The organism is Nannocystis sp. RBIL2, from assembly GCF_026626745.1.
In the GTDB taxonomy this organism is placed as follows: domain Bacteria; phylum Myxococcota_A; class Polyangia; order Nannocystales; family Nannocystaceae; genus Nannocystis.
The window spans coordinates 3,793,207-3,817,512 of record NZ_JAPNJW010000001.1 but is presented as its reverse complement, the minus strand read 5'-3'; the positions used below and the strand labels follow the sequence as shown (position 1 = coordinate 3,817,512).

Annotated in this window: 16 protein-coding genes; 10 read left to right on the top strand and 6 right to left on the bottom strand. The window is 71.1% G+C overall.

The features are described 5' to 3' along the window. Positions 1–31: 31 nt before the first annotated feature. Positions 32–604, bottom strand: a complete 573-nt coding sequence (locus OV090_RS14925; protein ID WP_267704301.1) for an OmpA family protein — start codon at positions 602–604, stop codon at positions 32–34. A 260-nt stretch (positions 605–864) separates the two neighbouring features. Continuing rightward, positions 865–2,049: a vWA domain-containing protein gene (locus OV090_RS14920; protein WP_267704300.1), complete on the bottom strand. Its 1,185-nt coding sequence runs from the start codon at positions 2,047–2,049 to the stop codon at positions 865–867. A gap of 145 nt (positions 2,050–2,194) precedes the next feature. On the opposite strand from OV090_RS14920, the gene OV090_RS14915 reads away from it, so the two are divergent. The 3 genes from OV090_RS14915 (at position 2,195) to OV090_RS14905 (ending at position 5,702) form a co-directional block, all read left to right on the top strand. Beyond that, the gene (locus tag OV090_RS14915; protein ID WP_267704299.1) at positions 2,195–3,577 is read left to right on the top strand and encodes an adenylate/guanylate cyclase domain-containing protein; all 1,383 of its coding nucleotides are present in this window, start codon (positions 2,195–2,197) and stop codon (positions 3,575–3,577) included. Between the two features lie 84 nt (positions 3,578–3,661). Further along, positions 3,662–4,645, top strand: coding sequence for a hypothetical protein (locus OV090_RS14910; protein WP_267704298.1), 984 nt, complete (start codon positions 3,662–3,664; stop codon positions 4,643–4,645). A 124-nt stretch (positions 4,646–4,769) separates the two neighbouring features. Continuing rightward, positions 4,770–5,702 (top strand): MYXO-CTERM sorting domain-containing protein, encoded by a 933-nt coding sequence (locus OV090_RS14905; RefSeq protein WP_267704297.1) that lies wholly within the window; start codon positions 4,770–4,772, stop codon positions 5,700–5,702. 160 nt (positions 5,703–5,862) lie between these two features. Here the strand turns inward: OV090_RS14905 and OV090_RS14900 are convergent, their stop codons facing one another. The 4 genes from OV090_RS14900 to OV090_RS14885 all read right to left on the bottom strand — a co-directional run bounded on the left by OV090_RS14900 (position 5,863) and on the right by OV090_RS14885 (position 12,903). After that, positions 5,863–7,068: a cytochrome P450 gene (locus OV090_RS14900; RefSeq protein WP_267704296.1), complete on the bottom strand. Its 1,206-nt coding sequence runs from the start codon at positions 7,066–7,068 to the stop codon at positions 5,863–5,865. An 85-nt stretch (positions 7,069–7,153) separates the two neighbouring features. Continuing rightward, the gene (locus OV090_RS14895; RefSeq protein ID WP_267704295.1) at positions 7,154–8,182 is read right to left on the bottom strand and encodes a YCF48-related protein; all 1,029 of its coding nucleotides are present in this window, start codon (positions 8,180–8,182) and stop codon (positions 7,154–7,156) included. A 146-nt stretch (positions 8,183–8,328) separates the two neighbouring features. Continuing rightward, entirely contained in the window at positions 8,329–10,467 is a 2,139-nt protein-coding gene (locus OV090_RS14890; RefSeq protein ID WP_267704294.1) for a hypothetical protein, read from the bottom strand. A gap of 294 nt (positions 10,468–10,761) precedes the next feature. Beyond that, the gene (locus tag OV090_RS14885; protein ID WP_267704293.1) at positions 10,762–12,903 is read right to left on the bottom strand and encodes a hypothetical protein; all 2,142 of its coding nucleotides are present in this window, start codon (positions 12,901–12,903) and stop codon (positions 10,762–10,764) included. A 121-nt stretch (positions 12,904–13,024) separates the two neighbouring features. Between OV090_RS14885 and OV090_RS14880 the strand changes: the two genes are divergently transcribed. The 7 genes from OV090_RS14880 (at position 13,025) to OV090_RS14850 (ending at position 24,279) form a co-directional block, all read left to right on the top strand. After that, the gene (locus OV090_RS14880) at positions 13,025–13,366 is read left to right on the top strand and encodes a hypothetical protein (protein ID WP_267704292.1); all 342 of its coding nucleotides are present in this window, start codon (positions 13,025–13,027) and stop codon (positions 13,364–13,366) included. 49 nt (positions 13,367–13,415) lie between these two features. Then, entirely contained in the window at positions 13,416–13,829 is a 414-nt protein-coding gene (locus OV090_RS14875; protein ID WP_267704291.1) for a molybdopterin-dependent oxidoreductase, read from the top strand. Positions 13,830–13,867: 38 nt separating this feature from the next. Further along, on the top strand, positions 13,868–14,926 hold the full coding sequence (locus OV090_RS14870) for an agmatine deiminase family protein (protein ID WP_267704290.1): 1,059 nt from the start codon (positions 13,868–13,870) through the stop codon (positions 14,924–14,926). A gap of 184 nt (positions 14,927–15,110) precedes the next feature. Further along, complete coding sequence (locus tag OV090_RS14865; protein ID WP_267704289.1) at positions 15,111–17,264, top strand: catalase; 2,154 nt, start codon at positions 15,111–15,113, stop codon at positions 17,262–17,264. A 198-nt stretch (positions 17,265–17,462) separates the two neighbouring features. Beyond that, positions 17,463–19,742 carry a mucoidy inhibitor MuiA family protein gene (locus tag OV090_RS14860; RefSeq protein WP_267704288.1) on the top strand — a complete coding sequence of 760 codons (2,280 nt, stop codon included), beginning with the start codon at positions 17,463–17,465 and terminating at the stop codon, positions 19,740–19,742. Positions 19,743–19,745: 3 nt separating this feature from the next. Continuing rightward, positions 19,746–21,380: a mucoidy inhibitor MuiA family protein gene (locus OV090_RS14855; protein ID WP_267704287.1), complete on the top strand. Its 1,635-nt coding sequence runs from the start codon at positions 19,746–19,748 to the stop codon at positions 21,378–21,380. Positions 21,381–21,762: 382 nt separating this feature from the next. After that, positions 21,763–24,279 carry a VCBS repeat-containing protein gene (locus OV090_RS14850; protein ID WP_267704286.1) on the top strand — a complete coding sequence of 839 codons (2,517 nt, stop codon included), beginning with the start codon at positions 21,763–21,765 and terminating at the stop codon, positions 24,277–24,279. Positions 24,280–24,306 lie beyond the last annotated feature (27 nt).

The window sequence follows — 24,306 nt, the reverse complement described above, 5'->3', positions numbered from 1 at the left end:
GCGCGGGCAAGCGGCGGCGCTCCCCGCGACGTCAGTCGGCCGGCAGCAGGACGACGTCGACGCGACGCTCGTAGGGCCAATCACTCGGGGCCTCGGGCGCAGCGCTGGCCTCGCCGGCGGAGCGGACGACGATGCTCTCCGGGTCGACGCCCTGCGTGGCGAGGAACTCGCTGACCGACTCGGCGCGCGACATGCCGACCTTGTCGCCGTACTCGTCGCGGCCCGCCGCAGTGTGGCCGCGCAGCTCGACCTTGCGCTCGCGCAGCGGGCCGATCGTGAGGCACTCGGCGACGCGCCGCAGCAGGATGTTGTCCTCGGGCTCCAGCGCGGCCGAGTCGAACTCGAAGTAGGCCTCGGGCGACAGCGGGATCCCGCAGGCAGTGGCGAGCGGGACGTCGATGAACACGCCCGTGATCTCGACCCGCTGCTCGCCCGCAGGCTCGGCCTCGGCAGCGGCCGCCGGCGGCAACGCCTCGCGCTCCTCGGCCTCGGCGATCAGCGCCTCGTCGACGCGCTCGGCGACGTCGCCAGGGTGCTCGACCGGGCGGTCGGCCGAGGTCTTGTGGCAGCCCGCAGCAGACGCGAGGGCAACACAGAGGGACACGTGGACGGCTCTCATGGCCCCGCAGGATTGGCGAGCGCGCGCCGCCGTCAAGCCCGGCGTGCTGAGGCGCGGCGACAGGACGCGCCCGCCCCGACCTGCGCCCGCTCGCCCGCTGCGGCTGCGCGTCGGGCGGCGGAGCGCGGGTGGCCTTGGGGGCATGTCCTTCGAGCCAGATGGCAGTCGTCCGCCCGCTGAGGTCACGTCGGGCGGCGGAGTTCGGATGGCTTTCGGGGCATGTCCTTCGAGGCATGCGAGCGCCGTCAATAGGCGACCCCGAGCGCGCCGGCCTGGCGGCGCAGGGTGTCGGTGACGGTCGAGTCGAAGCCGTCGCCGGCGCCGGCGGCCCGCTCGGCGTCGCGGAGGAAGGCGTCGCGCTGGGCCGAGAGCTCGCGGATCTGCTCGTTCAGGGCGGACCGCTGCTGGCGCATGTCGGCGACGTGCGCGGACTGCTGCGCGGGCGTCATGGTCTGCATGACGTCGGGCAGCTGATCGTTCGGGATGTCGGTCAGCGCCTGGCCGCCGTCGAGCGCGCCGAGCAGGTCCTCGCTGTTCATGCGCCCGATCTTGGCGCTGTAGCTCGCGGCCTCGGCGGCGGCGCTGGCGGTCATGGCCATGCGGTTGCCGAGCTTGACCTGGGCGCTGAGCTTGTCGCCGTGGCTGCCCCAGGTCAGCACGGTGGCCGAGAGCTGGTTGTTCAGCTCCTGCAGGCGGCCGTCGTAGGGGGTGGCGACCGCGACGACGCCGCCGTTCTGGGCGATCTGGCTGTACTCGCCGTTGGTGGCGGCGGCGATCGCCCGCCACGCGGTCTCGGCCTCGGGCGAGGCGCCGCACTGCACGGTGTTGACGAGGATCCCGCGCTGGGCGGCCCGCCTGGCCAGCTCGGCGGTGGTCGGCGAGTCCTGGTAATCGTCGTGCGGCGGGGCGTCGCCGACCAGGAAGACCAGCTTCAGGACCTTGTCGCCGTCGCTCCACTGCATGCGGTCGAGCGCGTCCTCGAGGCCGCGGCCGACGTGCTCGGCATGGTCACCGCCGCCGCCGACCTCGTAGCCGAGCAGCTCGGCGTAGACGGCGTCCATGTCGCTCGAGAAGTCGAACCGCTTCGTGACGTAATCGTCACCGACGTCGCGATAGGCGACGAGGCCGATCCGCAGCTCGGGCCGCGGCTCGCCGGAGGCGAGGCGGTTGGCGATCGCCCAGATCTTCTGCTTCGCGCCCTCGATGAGGCCCGACATGCTGCCGGTGGTGTCGAGGACGAACACCACGTCGATGCGGGGGCGACTGGCCGCGGGTGCCTGCACGGGCGACTGGACGTTCGCGGGGGCCGGCCTGACCTCGTGCGCCTGGACGACCTCGGCGGGGCTGCGGATCGTGGAATGAATGGCCAGAGCGAGGCAGCAGACGGCGATGGCGCTGGCGGCGAAGACTTCCATGGGGCGGTGACGCATGCCTGCACGCTACGCGCGAGGCGGGCAGCTCGCCGCAGGCGGGTGTGGGCTTTTACACAACCTTGACCGGAGCCCGGGCGGGCGCGCGAGCCCCAGACTTTCGCGCGGGCGGTGGAGCGTCGGCGTATCATCCGCGACGACTGCGATGTTCTGGTCGAAGCCCGGCAGGCGGCAGAAGAGCGCGATGGCCTCGGCGATCGGCCGGGAGCAGGAGCAGAGCGTGCGCCGGGTCAACGCGATCCGCTTCGCCGGCGCCAGCGGCCTGCTCGCGCTCTACACGGTGCTCGACCTGCTGCTGCATCAGGCGGAGTGGGGCGCGGGCGGGGTGTGGATCGTGGCCGGCTACTGGGCGGTGGCGGGCCTGCTGTTCGCCGCCGGCCGGCGCCTCGGCGCGCGCGGGTCGCTGCTCGGCGCGGCGATCGCAGCGGTCGACGTGCCGTTCATCTTCGTCCTGCTCTACAGCACGATGGGCACCGGCTCGGCGGCGGGCACGGCCGGGTTCGCGGTCGGGGTGTTCGCGCTGTTCATCATCCTGTCGGCGATCACGCTGCAGCGGCCGCTGGTGATCGCGTGCGCGGTGGTCGGCAGCGCGCTCGAGATCGTGCTGCAGGTGACCGCCGGCGTGACCGTCGGCGCGATGGTGGCGACGGTGCTGCTGCTGTCGCTGGTGGCGGCGACCTGCGCCTACTTGATGGGCCGGTTCCGCTTCCTGATCGAGACGACGGCGCGCGACCAGCTGCGCCTCGATCGCATGGGCCGCTACTTCTCGCCGGCGGTGGCCGAGCTGCTGAGCCAGGCCCGCGAGCAGCAGGCGCTCGGCGAGTCGCGCGAGCTGACGGTGCTGTTCAGCGACATCCGCGGGTTCACGAGCCTGGCCGAGTCGATGCCGAGCGAGGCGGTGGTCCGCCTGCTCAACGATTACCTGACCTGCATGGTCGACGTGATCTTCGCCGCCGGCGGGACGCTCGACAAGTTCATGGGCGACGGGATCATGGCGTACTTCGGCGCGCCCATCGAGCAGGCCGATCACGCCGACCGGGCGATGTGGTGCGCGCTGCACATGCAGGAGGCGCTGCAACGCTTCAACCGCAGCCGCGAGAGCGCGGGGGTGCCGGCGCTGAAGATCGGGGTCGGCCTGCACAGCGGACGCGTGATCGTCGGCGACATCGGCTCGCCGCGCCGCCGCGAGTACACCGCGATCGGCGACGTGGTCAACGTGGCGTCGCGGCTCGAGGCGCTGACGAAGCAACTGGCGAGCCCGATCGTGGTGTCGGAGACGACGCGCTCGCGGATCCGCGGACCGGTGAGCTTCGTGCAAGCGCCGGAGGTGCCGATCCGCGGCCGCAGCGGCCCCCTCACCGTGTTCCTGCCGGTGTTCGACGCGTCCGCCGGCGCGCGCGAGGGGATCTGGCTGCGCGACCACGAGAGCATCGAAGCGCTGGCCCAGGCCGCCGATTCGACGGCGATCGGCGAGACGATCCAGAGCGTGCGCGCGGGGGACTCGAACCCCTGGCTGGCGAAGAAATAGAGCGCGGCGACGACGGGCGCTAGGGCCCGCCCCGGGCCCCAGATCGTGCAACAGGAGCGCCGATTCGTTGGTATGGTGCCGACGATGCTCAAGCTCCGCAGGGCCTTGTTGTGCGCGACCGTCCTCGTCGTGGGATGCGGTGACGAGGCACCTCCGACGCCGGCGCCGGCGGTGCCCGAGGAGTTCGACGATCCGTTCGCGGACGAGGCGAAGGCCGGGGACGCGAAGGCGGAAGAGAAGGCCGAGGCGACCGCGGAGGCCAAGGCCGAGCCGGTGGTCGCGCAGGCCGTGGCCGCGGCGGCGCCGGTCGAGCCGGGCGTCGCGGGTCCGGGCGAGGCGAGCGCGGGGGCGCCGGTCGAGGCGGCGCCGGCGAGCGCGGTGGCGGAGACCAAGCCGGAGGCCAAAGCGGAGGGCGAGAAGGCAGCGACCGCGAAGAAGGTCAAGCCGACGAGCGAGGCGCAACCTGTCCCGAAGGACAAGTCACCGACGCCGGCGGCGCCCGAGCCACCTGTCCCTGCGGACAGCCCGGCGCCGACGCCCGCGGCCCCGCCGACGCCCGCGCCGGTGGCCACGCCGACGCCCGCGCCGGCCCCGGCGGCGCCGGCCCAGCCGGAGCAGAACCGCTTCGCGGGGACGTTCCGCTACGCGGGCGGGGAGGCGCAGCGGCAGCAATTGACCGACGCGATCGAGACGACCGTGTCGCAGCTGAACGCGCTGATCCGCGGCATCGGCCGCAAGCGGCTGACCGCGGCGAACCCGATCCGCGAGCAGATTTCGTTCGTGGTCGAGGGCACCAAGGTGACCGCGACCTTCGCGGCCGGGCGCACGATCTCGGGGACGCTCGGCGGTCCGGCGGTGGCGTGGACCGCCGACGACGGCTCACCGCTGACCGTCGCGTTCTCGATCGTCAAGGGTCGGCTGGTGATGGAGTTCAAGGCCGACGACGGCGGGCGGCGCAGCGTGTTCACGCTCGACGACTCGGGCGACAAGCTGACGATGAGCGTGACGATCACGTCGTCGCGGCTGGACAACCCGCTCAAGTACGCGCTGACCTACAAGCGCAAGTGAGCGCGCCTGCAGGTCCGGCGATCGCCCAGTCGATCGCCGCCCCCACGCGTCACGGCCGCGGCCCCGTCCGGTCGCACGGCGATCGCCGTGGCGAGGGCGCGGCGAGGTCGATAATTTGGCGCGCATGAACACGAAGGGACTGGCGTTCGCGCTCGGGGCATTCGTCGCGCTGGCGGGCTGGGAGGCGCGGGCCGGGCAATTGGTGGTGATGGACGAGACGTGGGTGCACGCGCCCGACCTGGCCGATTCGCACTACCGGGTGACGCCGATGATGGGAGTGCCGGACGACTGGACGAGCCCGGTCGACTGGACGCAGGGCTCGGTGTGGGTCCACCTCGAGGTGCTGACCAAGCCGACGGCGCAGGAGACGAAGTTTCAGGTGTGCTTCGAGGCCAACCCGACCTATGCGTGCACGCTGCAGTCGCCGACGTACACCGAGGTCGGGGTGTACGAGTGGGAGTCGACGTTCGCGCAGTTCTGGTCGCCGCCGAACGAGTTCGTCGACTGGAAGCAGGGCGTCAACAAGTTCGCGTGCATCCTCAAGGACACGATGAACGGCAAGCCGTCGGCCGACAACGTCGGGCCCGAGACCGCGGCGCTGTACATGCCGACCGAGGTCCGCATGGTCATCACATTGGTCGAGCCCGGCAGCACCTACGAGCCGCCGGCGCCGGTCGGCGAGGAGACGACGGGCGGCGAGGAGACGACGACCGGCGAGACGACGGACGCGCCAGGGACCAGCACGGACGACACGGGCGGCGAATCGACGACCGCCGAGGCGACGAGCACGGGGCTGCCTGCGACCACCGCGGAGACGAGCACCGGCGAGCCGGAGACGACCACGAGCACCGGCGGCGAGGCGCCGACGACCGGCGCGGGGACCACCGGCGACGCGGCGAGCACGAGCACGAGCGCAGGCGCGAGCGACGGCGCGAGCACGAGCGACGGCGCGCAGGACGGCAGCGAGGCCGGCTGCGGCTGCCGCGGGGGCGGCGAGGGCCCGGGCGGCGCGGGGCTGCTGCTCGCGGCGCTGGCGTGGCGGCGACGCCGGCGGTGAGGGCGAATGCCGCATGTCCGGAGGGACATGCCCCAAGGCCGGTGTCCGAAGGGACATGCGGCCGCGATTTCAGTGATGTGTCCGAAGGGACATGTGCGAGCGCTCGGTGCAACTGCGCGCGAGATGTCCCGAGGGACATCCGCTGCGCCGCGCTGATTCGTCAGCCCAGGGCGACGCGCAGGTTCTTGGGGCCGCGGACGGTCAGGTTGTCGAGCCAGGCCGGCTGCTCGCGCAGCTCCCAGCGCGGAAATTTCAATAAAGCCTCGAGGGCGAGGCGGGCCTCGAGGCGGCCGAGGGCGGCGCCGATGCAGTAGTGCGGGCCGGTCGAGAAGCCGAGGTGGCGGTTGTCGGCGCGAGCGATGTCGAAGCGGTCCGGCTCGGGGAACTGCGACTCGTCGCGGTTGGCGCCGGCGAACGACAGGAACAGGCGGTCGCCGGCCTTGACCTGCTGGCCGTGCCACTCGAAGTCGACGCGGGCGACCCGGCCCATGCGCGAGACGGGGCACTCGAAGCGCAGGACCTCTTCGATGGCGCTGGTCAAGAGGCCAGGTTCGTCGCGCAGCCGCTGCAGCTGATCGGGGAAGCGCAGCAGGGTGTAGACGGTGTTGGCGATCAGGTTGGTGGTGGTCTCGTGGCCGCCGAACAGCAGCGCGGTGCAGGTCGACAGCAGCTCCTGCTCGCTGAGCACCGAGCCCTGCTCCTCGGCGGCGGCGAGGGCCGAGAGCAGGTCCTGGCGCGGGGTCTGGCGCCGCTCGGTCAGCGCCTTGCGGAAATAATCCTCGAGCTCGAGGATCGCCGCGCGGGCGCTGGCGAGCAGCGCCTGGCTCATCACGGTGGCGCCGAAGAAGCCGGCGATCGCGTCGGAGCAGGCCTTGAGGCGGTGACGATCCTCGGGCGGCAGGCCGAGCATGTCGCCGATCACGAGCACCGGCAGCGGGCCCGCGAGCGCCTCCATCAGCTCGATTTCGCCCGGCTCGATCGCTCCCAGCAGCTCGTCCAGGATCTGCTGGATCCGCGGACGCCACGTCTCGATCAGCCGCGGCGTGAACGCCTGATTGAGCAGGCTGCGCAGGCGCGTGTGGTCCGGCGGGTCGCGCAGCAAGATCCAGTGCGCCAGGTTGCCCGTCACCGGCGCCACCCACTCGCGCACCTCGGGCGGCAGGCGCTTGGCCATCGCCTCGGCGCGGCTGGCCGACAGACGAGCGTCGCGGAAGCCGGCCGCGACGTCGGCGTAGCGCGTGACGATGAACGAGCCTGCGCCCTCGTTGCCGGCGAAGTACAGCGGGGCCTCGCGGCGCAGCCGCGCGAGCACGGGGTAGGGGTCGGCGCGGTTCTCGGGGGCGTACAGGCCGAGCGGATCGTGCATGACCTCCGAGGTTAGCGGAGTTCGCCACGCGCGGGCGGCGACGGGCCGCAGCGGCGGCGCCTTCGCCGAGCGTCGACTCGGACCTTCAGATCGGGCCGAGACAGTGTTCGGGTCCCGGTCGGACGGACAGCTCGCCCTCGGCGATCGCATACTCCTCGGCGCCGAAGGCGTCGTAGGCCAGGACTTCACCGGAGAAGCGGTGATGTGTGACGAGCTCGGAGGTGCCGACTTCCCACGTGAGGACCGAGGTCCCGAGCACGAGCCGCGCGTAATCGGGGGTGCCGAGGTACCTGTCGAGCAGCTGGACCTGGCGTAGATCGTCCTCGAGCCGCAGCTCGGCGGTGTCCCAGGTCGCGCCGCGATCGCGGGTGAAGAGCACCGTCCCGGCGTCGCCGACGATCACGCCGGTCGACCCTCGGGTCGCGTCCGGGTCCAGGCAGGGCCCGAAGTCGATCGACGTCAAGTCGGCCGTCGTGGCCAGCAGGACGGGCTCCCAGACGGCGCCGCCGTCGATCGAGCGCACGAGCGTCCCGCCGTCGCCGACAGCGACAGCGACCTGATCGTCGAGCACCGCGAGGTCGCGCAGCGGTCGAGTCGTGCCGCTGTCGAGGCGCTCCCAGCTCGTGCCTTCGTCCTGCGTCCGCAGAATCGCGCCAGAGTCCCCGACGAGCATGCCGAATCGCGGCCGCGGGCAGGCGAAGCGGACGGCGTGAAAGTCCTCTGCCGCGGGCTCGCCGACGGACGCCTGCCAGGTCTCGCCGAGATCCTCGGACCAGCGAATGGCGCCGCTCCGACCGACCGCGAACCAGCGCGTCGCGCTCGGTGACGTGGGAACGAAGATCCCGGACAGCGCGGCGCCGAGGTCGTCCGCGACCTCGACGAACTCCAGATGCGGCGACGCCGGGAGGGTCCGCTGCACGAACAGCGCGCCGTCGCTGCCGACGGCCAGCGGACCCCGCGCGAGGCGGATCCGCGGGTCCTGCGGCCCCGACTCCCAGAGACCGCAATTTCCGGCGTCACAGCCGACACCGGACCCGAGGGCCGACAGGACGGCGAGGGTCGCCGCGAGTGACCACCGGGTCGTCATGCTGGTCCGGCGCGCGGTGGGTCGCATCGACCGGGGAGCTTCTCACGGTCGGCCGCACACTCCAAGCAGCCCCGGGCGGGGGGCCATGGTCGACTGGCAAAAACGCGCCCGCCGGCGCGGAGGCGCCGGCGGGTCGGTGAATCGGTCTCGTCAGAGATGTCCCGAAGGACAGCTCACTGCGGGAAGATCTGCTGGCAGTAGCCGTCGACGCAGGGGCTGTCGGGCTCGCAGCAGTCGGCGTCGGACTCGCAGGCGTTGCCGGCCTCGGAGCACGGGCCCTTCTCGCCGCAGACCTTGAGCTCGCCCATCTGGACGCAATGACCCGAGCAGCAGTCGATGCCCGACTCGCACACCTTGTTGGGCTCCTCGATGCACGGGTCGGGGGCGAAGTAGGCGTTCTCGGACAGGGCGCAGTCCTCCTGGCCGCGGACGTAGAACGGCGGGTTGGAGGGATCGCCGCCGGCGTTCGGCGGATCGTTGATGGCGGTGATCCACAGCTGCTGGCGGTTGGCGCCGACCAGGGTGTTGCCGTAGTCGCGGCGGGACATGAAGACGACCCAGAAGTAACCGCCGGCGCGCAGCGGGGCGAAGGTCGGGTTGAAGCTCTTGTTGTCGGAGCTGGCCTTCTCGAGGATGACCTGGTCGTTGCCCTCGACGCCGACCAGGTACAGCTTGCCGTTGCCGGTCGAGCGCGAGCCCAGGGTCGGGCGGCCGAACACGATCCACTCGTTGCCGGGCGAGAAGTTCGGGTAGGCCGGACGACCGACGTCGTTGCCCTTGGGCACGATGATCTTCTGGTTGGTGACGGTGATGCCGTCGGGGTTGACGTCGGCGACCACCAGGTCGGCCTGGTTCTGGTCGAAGGTCCAGCCGCCGCCCGGGTAGCCGCAGGTGGCGGCGATCTTCTTGCCGTCGGGCGACCAGGCCGGCTCACCACAGCCGTTCTGCAGCACGTTGGGGTTGAGGATCGCCCCGTTCATGGTGTCGATCACGCGCAGCAGCGAGCTGACCGCGTTGGCCGGGTCGTTGGACTGCAGCAGCTTGGTGCCGTCGTGGTTGAAGGCGCTGAAGGTGCCGCCGAGGCCCGGGGTCGGCTGGATGTTGCCGTAGACGGCCGGCTCCTGCGACACGTCGATGGTGAAGGTCGGGAACGGCGAGCCGTTGTCGCGCACCGCGGCGACGGTGCGGCCGTCGCGGCTGACGGTGTGACAACCCCAGCAACCGCCGGGCTGGAAGAACTCGTTGGCCTGGGCCTCCTGGGGCTTGATGCTGAGCACGCGGCCGTTGGCGTTGCCGCCGCACTGGCCGGGCAGCTCCCAGTAGTAGACGCGGCCCGGGAGGCGCGCCTGGGCCATGCGCCAGGTCTGGTTGACCGACTCGTAGAGGTTGCCGCCGCTCTTGCGCTGCAGCGTGAAGGAGATCGGGTCGCTCTGGGCGCCCTGACCCGACTCGCTGATGGCGATCCACTCGGCGGCGTCGATGAGGTGGCGAGCCGGGGTGTTGGTGGTGAAGTAGATGGTGTAGTCGTAGAACTGCTCGCTGATGTGCAGCTTGTACTGGTCGCCGTTCTGCACGTTGTTCCACTGGACGACGGGCGCGGCGACCTTGAGCGGGAAGACCGTCTCGTTGTACGGGTAGACGATCGTCATCGACGGGTCGGGCCCGACGGGGTTGCCCCACCCGGGCTCGAGGCCGCCGGGGTCGAGCTTCTTGATGATCTTGACCGACACCGAGGTCTCGGCCTGGGCGGCCTGGTAGGTGGCCTTGAGGGTGCCCGTGCCGCCGAGGGTGCCCGTGGGCACGAATTCGGCGTTGAGCTGGATCTCGCCGATCTCGGGCTTGTTGTAGCTCCACGCGACGTCGCCGGTGACGTCGACGCCGTTGTAAGTGGCGGTGTAGGGCTGAGTGACGATCGCGCCGTCGATGATCTCGAGGGTGACGTCCTTGGGGTTGATGTCGAGGGCGCCGTCGCCGGTGTCGGTGCCGGTGTTGGTCTGGGTCGCGGTGGTGTCGGTGACGGTGCCGTCGGTGCTGTCGGTGCCGGGCGAGGTCTCGGTGCCCACGGTGTCGGGCGCAGTCTCGGTGCCGGTGGCGGTGTCGGTGCCGAGAGTGGTGGTCGAGGTGGGCGGGCTGTCAGTGGTGGGGCCGGCGGTGGTGGGGCCGGTGGCTGACGGATCGGTGGCGGTGCTGGTAGGTCCGGCGGTGGTGCCGGGGCCCGAGTCGGTGACGTTGCCGCTCGAGTCGCCGCAGGCGACCACCGGGAGACACAGCAGGAGCGACAGACGAGGTACGACGGTCCGTAACGAATGCATGCCGCTCAAGAGACGCGGATGCCGGCCGGCCGTCAAGCGATGTCGGCTGTTGTTGGGGGCAGGGTGCCGGGTTCGGCTCCGAAACCGCCCGCACGCGCGCGCGACGGCGCGACAGCCGACATTGCTGACGAGCGGATCCCCCTGCATTCGACCGTGCGTCCCCTCGATCGCGGGGCGGGCGCGAAATCATCATACGTCCCGAAGGACATGTCGTCGCGGGAGAAAGCGCGGCCGCCGGCGCGGAGGCGCGCCGGCGGCCGTCGTGGCGTGATATGTCCCGAAGGACATATCATGTCACTGCGGGAAGACCTGCTGGCAGTAGCCGTCGATGCACGGAGTGCCGGGCTCGCAGCAGTCGGCGTCGGACTCGCAGGCGTTGCCGGCCTCGGAGCACGGGCCCTTCTCGCCGCAGACCTTGAGCTCGCCCATCTGGATGCAATGGCCCGAGCAGCAGTCGATGCCCGACTCGCACACCTTGTTCGGCTCCTCGATGCACGGATCGGGGGCGAAGTAGGCGTTCTCGGACAGGGCGCAGTCCTCCTGGCCGCGGACGTAGAACGGCGGGTTGGAGGGATCGCCGCCGGCGTTCGGCGGATCGTTGATGGCGGTGATCCACAGCTGCTGGCGGTTGGCGCCGACGAGGGTGTTGCCGTAGTCGCGGCGGGACATGAAGACGACCCAGAAGTAGCCGCCGGCGCGCAGGGGGGCGAAGGTCGGGTTGAAGCTCTTGTTGTCGGAGCTGGCCTTCTCGAGGGTGACGAGGTCGTTGCCCTCGGTGCCGACGAGGAACAGCTTGCCGCTGCCGGTCGAGCGCGAGCCCTGGGTCGGGCGGCCGAACACGATCCACTCGTTGCCGGGCGAGAAGTTCGGGTAGGCCGGGCGACCGGCCTCGCCGCCCTTGGGGACGATGACCTTCTGGTTGGAGACGGTGATGCCGTCGGGGTTGACGTCGGCGACGACGAGGTTGGCCTGGTTGGCGTCGAAGGTCCAGCCGGCGTCCTCGTAGCCGCAGGTGGCGGCGATCTTGAGGCCGTCGGGCGACCAGGCCGGCTCGCCGCAGCCGGGCTGCAGCACGTTGGGGTTGAGGATCGAGCCGTTCATGGCGTCGATCACCCGCAGCACCGAGTTGATGGCGTCGATCGGGTCGTTGGACTGCAGCAGCTTGGTGCCGTCGTGGTTGAAGGCGCTGAAGGTGCCGCCGAGGCCGGGGCTGGGCTGAATGTTGCCGTAGACGCTCGGCTCCTGCGACACGTCGATGGTGAAGGTCGGGAACGGGATGTTGCCGTTGTCGGCGACCGCGGCGACGGTGCGGCCGTCGCGGCTGACGGTGTGACAGCCCCAGCAGAAGCCGGGCTGGAAGAACTCGTTGGCCTGGGCCTCCTGGGGCTTGATGCTGAGGACGCGGCCGTTGGCGTTGCCGCCGCACTGGCCCGGCAGCTCCCAGTAGTAGACGCGGCCGGGCAGGCGCGCCTGGGCCATGCGCCAGGTCTGCTTGACCGACTCGTAGACGTTGTTGCCGCTCTTGCGCTGCAGCTCGAAGCTGATCGGGTCGCTCTGGGCGCCCTGACCCGACTCGCTGAGGGCGATCCACTCGGCGGCGTCGATGAGGTGGCGAGCCGGGGTGTTGGTGGTGAAGTAGATGGTGTAGTCGTAGAACTGCTCGCTGATGTGCAGCTTGTACTGGTCGCCGTTCTGCACGTTGTTCCACTGGACGACGGGCGCGGCGACCTTGAGCGGGAAGACCGTCTCGTTGTACGGGTAGACGATCGTCATCGACGGGTCGGGCCCGACGGGGTTGCCCCACCCGGGCTCGAGGCCGCCGGGGTCGAGCTTCTTGATGATCTTGACGGAGACGGAGGTCTCGGCCTGGGCGGCCTGGTAGGTGGCCTTGAGGGTGCCGGTGCCGCCGAGGGTGCCCGTGGGCACGAACTCGGCGTTGAGCTGGATCTCGCCGATCTCGGGCTTGTTGTAGCTCCACGCGACGTCGCCGGTGACGTCGACGCCGTTGTAAGTGGCGGTGTAGGGCTGAGTGACGATCGCGCCGTCGATGATCTCGAGGGTGACGTCCTTGGGGTTGATGTCGAGGGCGCCGTCGCCGGTGTCGGTGCCGGTGTTGGTCTGGGTCGCGGTGGTGTCGGTGACGGTGCCGTCGGTGCTGTCGGTGCCGGGCGAGGTCTCGGTGCCCACGGTGTCGGGCGCAGTCTCGGTGCCGGTGGCGGTGTCGGTGCCGAGAGTGGTGGTCGAGGTGGGCGGGCTGTCAGTGGTGGGGCCGGCGGTGGTGGGGCCGGTGGCTGACGGATCGGTGGCGGTGCTGGTAGGTCCGGCGGTGGTGCCGGGGCCCGAGTCGGTGACGTTGCCGCTCGAGTCGCCGCAGGCGACCACCGGGAGACACAGCAGGAGCGACAGACGAGGTACGACGGTCCGTAATGAATGCATGTCGCCCAAGAGACGCGGGCGTGCGCCGCTCGTCAAGGGGGCTTGCGGCTGACGGGCGATGCAGGACACGTGTACGCGCGACGGACGATATTGATAGAGTGTGCAGCGAGAGGATCTACCCATGCGACTGGCCCCCATCATCCCCGTGTTGCTGCTGTGTGTCGTCGGTTGTGACAAGTCGAGCACCGCGAGCGCGCCGCCGCCGTCGTCCGCGGTCACCGAGTTCCATGTGTCGATCTTCAACGCCTGCGGCAACGACGTCACCGTCGAGGTCGGTGCCGCGGCGGGCAGCGGGCGCAAGGTCCTCCTGCTCAACGCTGCGCGCGAGACGATCACCGGCGGCGCGGAACAGCTCTTCCTGCTCGGCAAGGACGGCGAGCTGCTGGCGACGTACCAGCCGATCCAGGGCAAGCAGAAGGCCCAGGTGACGAGCGACTGCACGGCGATCGAGCGCGTCGACTGAAGGCCGCCGCACCTTGTGGGCCGCACGGGGCGCGGATATGCTCGCGGGCATGCTCCGCCCGTCGCTCGTCCTCGCCGCAGTGCTCGCCGTGTCCGCCTGCTCCACCGCGCCGGCCGGCGCGCTCGAGGTCCAGACCGCGTCGCGCTCGGAGAAGCTGCCGGCCGCTCGCCTGGCCGAGCTGCCGCAGACGGAGGTCGCGGTCGGGGACAAGCGCTACGCCGGCCCGCGCCTGCGCGAGGCGCTGCTGGCGGCAGGCGTGCCGGCCGGGGTCGACGTCGAGGTGGTCGCCGCCGACGGCTACAAGCAGACGGTGAACGCGGCCACGGTGGGGCGCGACGACGTGATCGTCGCCCTCGGGCTGCCGCCCGGCGAGGGGCCGCTGCGGCTGGTGGTGCCCGACTCGCCGGGGCTGTCGGTCCGGCAGGTGATCGCGCTGCGGGCGGCGCCGGCGGCGGCACCCTGAGCGAAGAGACATGTTTCAAGGGACAGGGGCGAAGGGACATGGTTGAAGAGACACGTGTGCTGCCGGCCGAGTGGGCGCCGCAGGCCGGGGTGATGCTGACGTGGCCGCACGCGGACAGCGACTGGGGCCCGACGCTGCGCCAGGTCGAGCCGGTGTTCGTCGAGATCGCGCGGCAGATCGCGCTGCGCGAGGTGGCGGTGATCGCGTGCCACGACGCGGCGCTGGCCGCCCACGTGCGCGAGTTGCTGCGCCGCGCCGGGGTCGACGACGCGCGCGCGCTGCTGCACGCGGCGCCCAGCGACGACACCTGGGCCCGCGACCACGGGCCGCTGACCGTGATGGTCGACGGGGCGCCGCGGGTCCTCGACTTCGTGTTCAACGGCTGGGGCGGCAAGTTCGCGGCGAGCCGGGACGACGTGATCCCGCAGCGCCTGCACGCGCTCGGGGCCTTCGCCGCCGCGCCGCTCGAGATCGTGCCGCTGGTGCTCGAGGGCGGCAGCGTCGAGTCGGACGGCGAGGGCACGATCCTCACGACCGAGCGCTGCCTGCTGTCCGACCACCGCAGCGGGCTCGACGCGCCGGCGATCGAGGCGGCGCTGCGCCGCCACCTCGGCGCGAATCGGGTGCTGTGGCTGCGCCGCGGCTGGCTCGAGGGCGACGACACCGACGGCCACATCGACACCCTGGCCCGCTTCTGCGACGCCCGCACGATCGCGTACCAGAGCTGCACCGACACCGCCGACTCGCACTGGGAGGAGCTGCAGGCGATGGCCGCCGAGCTGGCCGCGCTGCGCACCCTGAGCGGCGAACCCTACGAGCTGGTGCCGCTGCCGTGGCCGCGCCCGCGCTTCGGCCCCGGCGGGCGCCGCTTGCCCGCGACCTACGCCAACTTCCTGGTGATCGACGGCGCGGTGCTGGTGCCCACGTATGACGACCCGGCCGACACAGAGGCGCTGTCGCGCCTCGCCGGGGTATTTCCGGGACGCGAGGTGGTCGGCGTCGACTGCCTGCAGCTCATCGAGCAGGGCGGCAGCCTGCACTGCCTGACCATGCAACTGCCGCGGCCGCTGTGCCTCGGCCCCGGCACCGCCGGTTGATGTCCTGAAGGACAGGTCGCAGGGCGTCGCGGTAGTCCGGCGGTCGACTGCGCGCGGCCCCGCGGAGCCCCGTCGGACGCGTCGACGGGCGTCGTTTGCCGCGGGCGCGGTTGCACCGATCGACGAGGGTGCTAAGGAGGGCGGCCGTCGCGTCGCTGACACCGACGGCCCAAGGGAGGACGAGATGTCGACGGACGATCGCAACGAGAAGGATGAGGCGCCGCGTGGCCCCGGCAATTGCCCCGACTTGACGACCAATCAGGGGGTCGCCGTCGGCGACGACAACAACTCGCTGAAGGGCGGCGTGCGCGGCCCGACGCTGCTCGAAGACTTCATCCTGCGCGAGAAGATCACCCACTTCGATCACGAGCGGATCCCCGAGCGGGTGGTCCACGCCCGCGGCGAAGGAGCCCACGGCTACTTCGAGGTGACGAACTCGCTGAAGAAGCTGACGACCGCCAAGTTCCTGCGCAAGGTCGGGCAGAAGACGAAGGTGTTCGTCCGCTTCTCGACGGTGGCCGGCTCGCGCGGCTCGACCGACCTGGCCCGCGACGTGCGCGGCTTCGCGGTCAAGTTCTACACCGAGGACGGCATCTTCGACCTCGTCGGCAACAACATCCCGGTCTTCTTCATTCAGGACGCGATCAAGTTCCCCGACGTCATCCACGCGGTGAAGCCGGAGCAGGACAACGAGATCCCGCAGGCGGCGTCGGCCCACGACACGTTCTGGGACTTCGTGTCGCTGACCCCCGAGAGCGCCCACATGTTGCTGTGGGTGATGTCGGATCGGGCGATCCCCCGCAGCCTGCGCATGATCGAGGGCTTCGGCGTCAACACGTTCCGCCTGCTCGACGAGGACGGCAAGGCCCACTTCGTCAAGTTCCACTGGAAGCCGAAGCTCGGCCTCCACTCGGTGGTGTGGGACGAGGCGCAGAAGATCGGCGGCAAGAACCCCGACTACCACCGCCTCGACCTGTGGCAGGCGATCGAGCGCGGCCAGTACCCCGAGTGGGAATTCGCCGTCCAGACCATCCCCGAAGGCGAGGAGGGCCAGTTCCCGTTCGACGTGCTCGACCCGACCAAGGTGTGGCCGGAGCAGCTGGTGCCGCTGCAGAAGGTCGGCCGCATGGTGCTCGACCGCAACCCCGACAACTTCTTCGCCGAGACCGAGCAGGTCGCGTTCTGCCCGTCGCACCTGGTGCCGGGCATCGACTTCTCCGAGGACCCGCTGCTGCAGGGCCGGCTGTTCTCGTACCTCGACACCCAGCTGAGCCGCCTCGGCAGCCCGAACTTCCACGAGCTGCCGATCAACCGCCCGGACAACGCGATCGTCAACAACCAGCGCGACGGGCACATGCGCCACATGGTCAACAAGGGGCCGGTCGCCTACTCGCCGAACTCGCTGGCGAAGGGCTGCCCGTTCCACGCCGGTGCCAAGGGCTTCAACACCCACCCGGCGAAGGTGGAGGGCAAGAAGGTCCGCGAGCGCAGCCCGCGGTTCGGCGACCACTTCGGCCAGGCCGAGCTGTTCTGGCGCAACCAGTCGGAGCCGGAGAAGCAGCACATCGTCGACGCGTTCAGCTTCGAGCTCAGCATGGTCAACACCGTGGCGATCCGGAAGCGGATGGTCGACGTGCTGACCCAGGTCGACGTGCAGCTGGCCGAGCGCGTGGCCGTCAACCTCGGCCTCACCGTCGACGACCCCGCGTCGGCGATGAAGCGCCTCAAGGCCGAGTGGGCCAAGTACGGCGTGACGTCGCCGCCGGGCCTGCGCCAGGACTACGACAAGGTCAAGGCGCCCGAGCTCAGCATGGCCAATACCGTCAAGGACACCGTCCAGACCCGCCAGATCGCGGTGCTGGTGGCCGACGGGGTCGACGGCGCGCAGGTCGACGCGATCAAGGCGGCGCTCACCGCCGGCGGCGCGCTCGTCGAGGTGATCGCGCCGTCGATGGCCCCGGTCAAGCGCAGCGACGGCAAGCAGCTCGCGCCGCAGAAGTCGCTCAAGACCGCGGCGTCGGTGTTCTACGACGCGGTCTACGTGCCCGGCGGAGCCGACAGCGCGGCGGCGCTGAAGAAGGAGGGCGTGGCGCTCCACTTCGTCGCCGAGGCGTTCGCCCACTACAAGCCGCTCGCGGCCACCGGCGACGGCCTCGACGTGCTGCTCGCCAGCGGGATCGTGCCGCCCGGCGGGTCGGAGAGCGACCTGCTCAAAGAGCCAGGTGTGGTCGGCTCGCGCAAGCCGGCCGACGCGCAGCAGGTGGCGCAGCAGTTCGTCAAGGCGATCGCGGCCCACCGCTTCTTCGACCGCAAGAACGTCGGGCGCGTGCCGGCGTGATCGCCCGGCGGACGAGCGCGGCCGCGCTGCGGCTCGCGCTCGCCCGCGTGCCTCCGCGCGCGGAGGCGTCACGAGCCGCTGCGGCGATTGCTCGCAGCGCCCGTGGAACCGCGTGAAACGGCGATTTATCGCGGCCCGGGGCAGGGCGTCGGCTTGCCGGCGCTCGCCGTCCGAGACGCGGGCATAATCCGCCGGCGTATGAACGTCCCCGTCCTGACCTCGCGGATCGACTCGGTCACGGTGTATCGCCAGGGCGCGCTGGTCTGTCGCTCGGCGATCTTGCTGGCGGCGCAGCCGGTGCCGCCGCAGGTCAAGCTGCTCGGGTTGCCGCTCAGCCTCGACGACGGCTCGGTGCGGGTGCGCGTCGAGGGCGAGGGCGGCGAGCTGCCGGTGGCGATGGATCTGCGGATCGCGCTCGACCTGGCGGTGCCCGACCCGGCCCTTCCGCCGCCCGACGACGCCGAGCTCAAGCAAGCCCGCCGCGAGGTCCGCTCGCTGGCCGACCGCCGCGCCCACCTCGAGGCCCAGCGGGCCCGCATCGAGCGGCTGCAGGTGTACGAGCGCCCGGCCAACAAGCGCGGGCAACCGCCGCTGCAGTCGCCGACGAGCGCGAGGTTGGCGCTGATCGAGTTCCAGCAGCAGCAGATCGCGGCGCTCGACGTGCAACTGCAACAGCTCCGCAGCGAGCAGCGCCAGGCCGAGGAGCGTCGCGAGCACCTCGAGGCCCGACGCAAGGCGGCCTCGAAGGCGCGCCAGGCCAAGCCGCACGAGCTGCGCAAGGCGGCGCTCATCAGCCTGCGCGCGCACGAGGTGCCGCTGACGCCGGTGCGCCTGATCTTCGAGTACATGGTGCCCGGCGCCCGCTGGGCCCCGGCCTACGCGGTGAGCCTGACCCGCGACATGGCCCGGGCGACCGTGGCGGTGCGCGCGGTGGTGGCCCAGGACACCGGCGAGGACTGGACCGGCGTGCGCCTCACTCTGGCGACCGCGGACGCCCAGCGATGGGTCGAGCTGCCGGAGATGCAGGCGCTGCGGATCGGTCGCCGGCAACCTCCCGTGCAGCGCCGCGGCTGGCGAGCGCCGCCGGCCGGCGCGGGCGAGCTGTACGCCGACTACGATCGCTTCCTCGCCGGCGGCGGGCCGCGGCAGCGCAAGCCGACGCCCGAGCCGGCCCCGAGCGACGAGTGGACCGACTACGAGGCTTCGGGCGAGATCGACGGCGCGGCCGCCGACATGCCGCGGGCGGTGACGCAGAGCGGGACGGTGAGCCCGAGGGAGTCGGAGGTGCTCCTGTCGTTGCGGCAGCAGCTCGAGCAGGCGCGCAGCCAGGCGCCGCCGCCAGGGGGCCCGCAGCCGGAGAGGCTCGGCGCCGCGCGACCGACGGCGCCGCCGATGCGCTCGGCCCCGCCGCCCGCGCCGCCGCCGCCGCCGTCGGCCGCAGCGCCGCAGGCCATGACCTTCGCGGCCGAGCGCAAGAGCAGCGGCTTCGGCGGGGCGCTGGCGGGCGCGGTCGGCAGCCTGTTCGGCGGGCCCGAGGGCGGGGGAGGCGGGGCGCCGCGCGGCGGTCTGGCCCACCCCGAGGCGGAGCCCGAGCACGAGGCGGCGCCGGAGCAGCTGGCCTACGGCGACCTGCGCATGCCTGGCCCCGAGGCCAGCCGGCGCGGCGTGCTGACGCTGTCGCACCGGCGCGAGCGCTACCTCGAGATGTTGTGGGTGCGCGAGGTGACGCGCGAGATCGACGTCGTCTCGCTGATCGACGGCGCGGTGACGCGGGCGCAGCAGGCGGGCGGCCGCGGGCTGCCGCCGCGCCACCGGTTCGCCGAGTCGTGGTTCGGCTTCGACTACGTGTACGCCGCCGAGACGCCGATCGACATCCCGTCCGACGGCGACTACCACTCGATCCCGCTGCTCAAGCAGCAGACGCCGATCCAGCTCGGCTACGTGGTGGTGCCGCGCGAGAGCACCGACGTGTACCGCTTCGTCAAGCTGAAGAACCCGCTCGACGCGCCGCTGCTGCCTGGCCCGGCGGACATCTACGTCGGCGGCGACTACTTGCTGTCGGCCGACCTCAAGGTCGCCCCGCCGCGCGGCGAGGTGCAGATCGGCCTCGGCGTCGAGCAGGCGATCAAGGTCTCGCGCAACACCCACTACAAGGAAGAGGCGGCCGGCCTGATGGGCGGCTCGCTGTCGCTGCGCCACGACATCGAGGTCGAGGTCGCCAACCGCTCGGCGCGGCCGGTCGACGTCGAGGTGCAGGAGCGGCTGCCGAGCCTGCGCGAGCGCGAGGACGAGATCCAGGTCGACGTCGGCGCGGTCGAGCCGGCCTGGGCGCCGTTCGAGCCCGAGCACTACGAGCTCAAGGGCGGCTACCGCTGGCGCGTGCAGGTGCCGGCCGGCCAGCAGAAGAAGCTCAGCGCGACCTACGTGGTCCGGATCTCCGCGAAGAAGGAACTGGTCGGCGGCAACCGCCGGGAGTGAGTCATGTCCGAGCCCACCGTCATCGACAAGCACGAGCCCGCCATCCCGTCGATCGCCCCGGTCGAGTTCAAGGCCCCGATCGTCGAGGTCACCGTCCTCGAGGACCGCGCCCACGTCGTCCGCCGCGCCTCGCTCGAGCTGCGGGCCGGCCTCACGCGCCTGCGGATCGCCGGCGTCGCCCCGGTCATGGCCGACAAGACCCTGTGCGCGGCGATCGTCCCGCACGGCCAGAAGGCCGGCGACGGCGCGCGCGAGCGCGTCAGCGACGTGCGGGTCCGCCGCTCGAAGCTGGTGCTCGGCGACGACAAGCCCGAGCGCGCGCGCGAGCTGCAGCGCGAGCGTGAGCGCCTGTCCCAAAGGCTAGCCGAGCTGCAGGCCGCGCGCGAGCTGGCGCAGCGCCACGAGACCGCGCTGTCCGGGGTCGGCGAGGTCACCATCCAGGACATCGGCGTCGACGTCTGCTACGGCCAGGACGAGCCGGCGAAGTGGGCCGAGGCGCTCGAGCGGGTGGCCGCGCGCGAGGGTGAGGCCCGGCAGAAGCGGCAGGGGCTCGACTTCGAGATCACCGAGGTCGAGCACGAGATCAAGCGGCTGAACCAGCGCATCGGCGCGACCTCGCAGGTCAGCGACGCGATAGCGGCCGAGGTCGTGGTCGAGGTGTGGGTCGGGGCCGCCGGCGTCTACGGCGTGCAGGTCGACTACGTGGTGCCGGGCGCGTGCTGGCGGCCGTATCACCGCGCGCAGCTGGTCGAGCTGGTCAAGGGCGCCGACCCGGTGCTGCACTTCAGCAGCGAGGGCTGCGTGTGGCAGAACACCGGCGAGGACTGGAGCGACGTCCAGCTGATCTTCTCGACCGAGCGGCCGTCGCTCGGCACCGAGCCGCCGCAGCTCGGCAGCGACGTGCTGTTCGTCCAGCGCAAGAGCGAGGTCATCGTTGTCGAGGCGCGCGAGCAGGAGGTGCAGACCACCGGGCTCGGCGCGGCGCCGAAGCAGCGCTCGCAGGACCTGCCCGGCATCGACGACGGCGGCGAGGTGCTGACCCTGCGCGCGGCGGCCCGCGCCAGCGTGCCGAGCGACGGCCGGCCGTACCGCGTGCCGCTGATGAGCGGCACGCTCAAGACCACCAGCGAGCACGTGCTGATGGCTGAGCTCGCCGAAGCGGTGGTCTTGAAGACCACCCACGTCAACGACCGCCTGCATCAACCCATCCTCGCCGGCCCGGTCGACCTGATCAAAAACGGCGGGTTCGTCGGTCGCACCAGCGTGCTGTTCATCGCGCCGCACGAGAACTTCGCCATCGGCTGGGGTCCGGACGGGGCCGTGCGGGTGCAGCGGACGGTGACGCAGGCGCGCGAGGAGCGGGCGATGCTGTCGGGCTGGACGTCGCAGATCCACAAGATCGAGGTCAAGCTCAGCAACCTCGGCCCCGAGCCGCGCACGGTGCAGGTCAGCGAAAGGGTGCCGGTGTCGGAGCTCGAGAAGGTGAAGATCGAGGTCGACGCGGCGACGACCAGCGATCGGGCGCGACCCGACAGCAACGGGATGGTGCGCTGGAAGGTCGAACTGCCGGGTTACGGGCGCGCAAGCCTCAGCCTCGGCTACGTCGTCCGCAAGCACGGCGACGTCGTCGGCATCTGAGACCTCCGCGACGTCGGACCGCGGGTGTAGGTCCGGGAGGTGCGTAGCGCCCAGCGCGCCTGCAGTCACCTGTTCTTGCAGACAGGTGGTCGCGGTGGAGCCGCCGATGCGTCACACGGACGTCGCCTGTTCCAAGGGCCCGGCGTCCGGTTTTCCCATTGCGCAGGGGTGTAAACCCGGAGGCTCGAGACCGCGCGTGGACTCACTTTTACTGGACGGCGGCGCGAGACCCTTCTTATGCTGGCTACGGCGCTCCAGGGCCGTGTCGTGGGCGGCCCCCGTCGGGTCTGCCTCGACTTTGTTCCCCCCGATTGAAGGTTCAAACATCATGCGTTTCGTCCGTCTGCCGAAGTCTCAACCCCTCTGCCGGAGTCTCAAGGTCGTGACGGCCCTTACGGCGGCGCTGATGCCGTCGCTCGCGGACGCGGCCCCGTGGGCCCTCGACCCGCAGGTGCAGCTCCCGGACTCCGGCCTGGTGACGCAGAAGCTCGAGCTGGTCGACGTCAACAACGACGGCTTCGTCGACATCGCGTTCGCCAACAGCTCCGGCGCCGAGTTCGGCAACGATCAGAACGCGCAGCTCAACCAGCTGCTGATCAGCGACGGCGGGGCCGGCTTCACCGAGCAGGGCGGGGTGTTCGAGGACCCGGACAACGCCTACGTGATCAAGGCCGGCGACCTCGACAACGACGGCGACGCCGACCTCGTGGTCGGCGTCAACTTCCAGGGCCAGAGCTACGCCCTCATCAACGAGGGCAACGGCGAGTTCACGCGCCAGGACATCGCCGCGAGCGCCAACAAGAGCACCGGCGACCTCGAGCTGGGCGACGTCGACGGGGACGGCGACCTCGACATCGTCGCCACCGACTGGGGTAACAGCAAGCCGTTCGGCGACCCGGTCGACCAGGGCGCCTCGCTGCACCTGTGGCTCGGCAACGGCGACGGCACCTTCGACAACGGCGACACCAACCTGCCGATGGGCATGGCCACCTGGGCCGCCTACTCGTTCGACATCGAGCTCGTCGACCTCGACAACGACTACGCGCTCGACGTGCTGGTCTCGAGCCGCGGCGTCGGCTTCGGCTTCGGCCTGCAGAACGACGGCACCGGCATCTTTACCAAGCTGACGGTGCCGGCGCTCGAGGTCAACATCGCCAAGCAGGTCAACGCCGCGTTCACGCCGACCGACCTCAACGGCGACGGCTGGATCGACGTCATCACGCTGCAGGACGGCGTCGGTCAGGGCGGCAACTGCGTCGAGATCATGGGCGTGCAGTACTGCGCCAAGCGCAACTCGATCCTGATCAACAACGGGACGGGCAACTACGCCACCGACAACCCGGGCGGCTTCTGGGCGATCGTCAACAACCCGGCCAAGCTCGACTTCGACGCCGCGACCCTCGACTTCAACAACGACGGGCGCCCCGACTTCGTGGCCACCGGCGTGCGCCTGGGCCCGAACGACAAGAACTCGCGCCTGTTCCTCAACAAGAACGGCATGACTGTCGAGCCGGCGTCGGTCCCGCTCGACGCGGCGTTCCCGATCGTGCCCGAGCTGGCGCAGACGTTCGGCCTGCAGTTCGCCGACTTCAACCACGACCGGCGCGAGGACGTCGCGCTGGCCTCGCGCGACGCGGCGCTGCCGAACTTCGTGCTGTTCGGCCGCGAGGACCCGACCGACGGCGTCGCGGTCGACACCCGGGAGCCGCGGATCTACGACGACGGCTTCGCCGCCAAGCTCGGCACCCTGCTGTTCTTCGGTCAGGACGCCGGCATCGAGGCGCGCGTCGACGACTACAAGACGCCGGTCCGCTGGCACGACTTCATGATCGACACCAACCTCGCCGGGCTCAACCTGACCGGCGACGGCGCGACGCTGACGGCGCACAACCGCCGCCTGCCGTACATGGAGTTCGCGCTCGGCCTCGCCGACCCGCAAGAGCTGGTCACGATGGCCGACGACGACCCGAAGAAGTTCATCGCCCCGTCGATCTGGTTCGGTGAGGCGCTGTGGCGCGTGAACTTCGTCGTGCCCTACGCCGGCAGCAAGACCGACACGCTGACCTGGCAGTACTGCGCGATCGATGCCGCCGAGAATCGGGTCTGTGTCGGTCCGTTCTCGGTCGAGCTGCAGGTCGACCCGGAGGACTGCGGCGACGGCGTGGTGCAGGAGTGGGAGACCTGCGACTCCGACTCGGAGACCTGCATCCTGTGCGAGGAGACCTGCGGCAACGGGACGTGCGACGACAACGAGACGCCCATCAACTGCCCGGACGACTGCGGCCCGAACCCGTGCGACAACGACGGCGCCTGCGAGCCGCCGGAGAACGCGGAGAACTGCCCGGACGACTGCGACTACGACGGCGTGTGCGGCGACGACATCTGCCAGAACCCGCCGGAGACCCCGGAGAACTGCCCGGACGACTGCGGCCCGTGCGACAACGACGGCGCCTGCGAGCCGCCGGAAGACGCGATGAACTGCCCGGACGACTGCGACTACGACGGGATCTGCGGCGACGACATCTGCCAGAACCCGCCCGAGAACGGCTCGAATTGCCCCGAGGACTGCGGCGGCGATCCGACCGAGGGCAGCTGCGGCAACGGCGTGTGCGACCCGAGCGAGACGGTCACGTCCTGCCCCGAGGACTGCGCCGTGTGCGGTGACGGCATCTGCACCGACCCGCCGGAGAACGCCGAAAACTGCCCGGCGGACTGCAACGGCGCGTCGGCCAGCGACGGCGAGTGCCCGGACACCGCGGGCGGCGTCGACGGCCAGTGCCAGCTCGACGACGACGGCTGCGGCTGCGTGGCCGAGCCGAAGGACGGCACGCGCGGCCTGTGGGCGTCGCTGCTGCTGTTCGGCGTGTTCGGCGTGCGTCGCTTCCGCAAGCGCGCGTAGTGCCGGCCCGTGACCGGGGCCGAGGGT

Bases quoted from the DNA above. Each gene is read 5' to 3' on its own strand.
- OV090_RS14920 (WP_267704300.1), bottom strand. From the start codon at position 2,049: ATGCGTCACCGCCCCATGGAAGTCTTCGCCGCCAGCGCCATCGCCGTC.
- OV090_RS14915 (WP_267704299.1), top strand. From the start codon at position 2,195: ATGTTCTGGTCGAAGCCCGGCAGGCGGCAGAAGAGCGCGATGGCCTCG.
- OV090_RS14910 (WP_267704298.1), top strand. From the start codon at position 3,662: ATGCTCAAGCTCCGCAGGGCCTTGTTGTGCGCGACCGTCCTCGTCGTG.
- OV090_RS14905 (WP_267704297.1), top strand. From the start codon at position 4,770: ATGAACACGAAGGGACTGGCGTTCGCGCTCGGGGCATTCGTCGCGCTG.
- OV090_RS14900 (WP_267704296.1), bottom strand. From the start codon at position 7,068: ATGCACGATCCGCTCGGCCTGTACGCCCCCGAGAACCGCGCCGACCCC.
- OV090_RS14895 (WP_267704295.1), bottom strand. From the start codon at position 8,182: ATGCGACCCACCGCGCGCCGGACCAGCATGACGACCCGGTGGTCACTC.
- OV090_RS14890 (WP_267704294.1), bottom strand. From the start codon at position 10,467: ATGCATTCGTTACGGACCGTCGTACCTCGTCTGTCGCTCCTGCTGTGT.
- OV090_RS14885 (WP_267704293.1), bottom strand. From the start codon at position 12,903: ATGCATTCATTACGGACCGTCGTACCTCGTCTGTCGCTCCTGCTGTGT.
- OV090_RS14880 (WP_267704292.1), top strand. From the start codon at position 13,025: ATGCGACTGGCCCCCATCATCCCCGTGTTGCTGCTGTGTGTCGTCGGT.
- OV090_RS14875 (WP_267704291.1), top strand. From the start codon at position 13,416: ATGCTCCGCCCGTCGCTCGTCCTCGCCGCAGTGCTCGCCGTGTCCGCC.
- OV090_RS14870 (WP_267704290.1), top strand. From the start codon at position 13,868: ATGGTTGAAGAGACACGTGTGCTGCCGGCCGAGTGGGCGCCGCAGGCC.
- OV090_RS14865 (WP_267704289.1), top strand. From the start codon at position 15,111: ATGTCGACGGACGATCGCAACGAGAAGGATGAGGCGCCGCGTGGCCCC.
- OV090_RS14860 (WP_267704288.1), top strand. From the start codon at position 17,463: ATGAACGTCCCCGTCCTGACCTCGCGGATCGACTCGGTCACGGTGTAT.
- OV090_RS14855 (WP_267704287.1), top strand. From the start codon at position 19,746: ATGTCCGAGCCCACCGTCATCGACAAGCACGAGCCCGCCATCCCGTCG.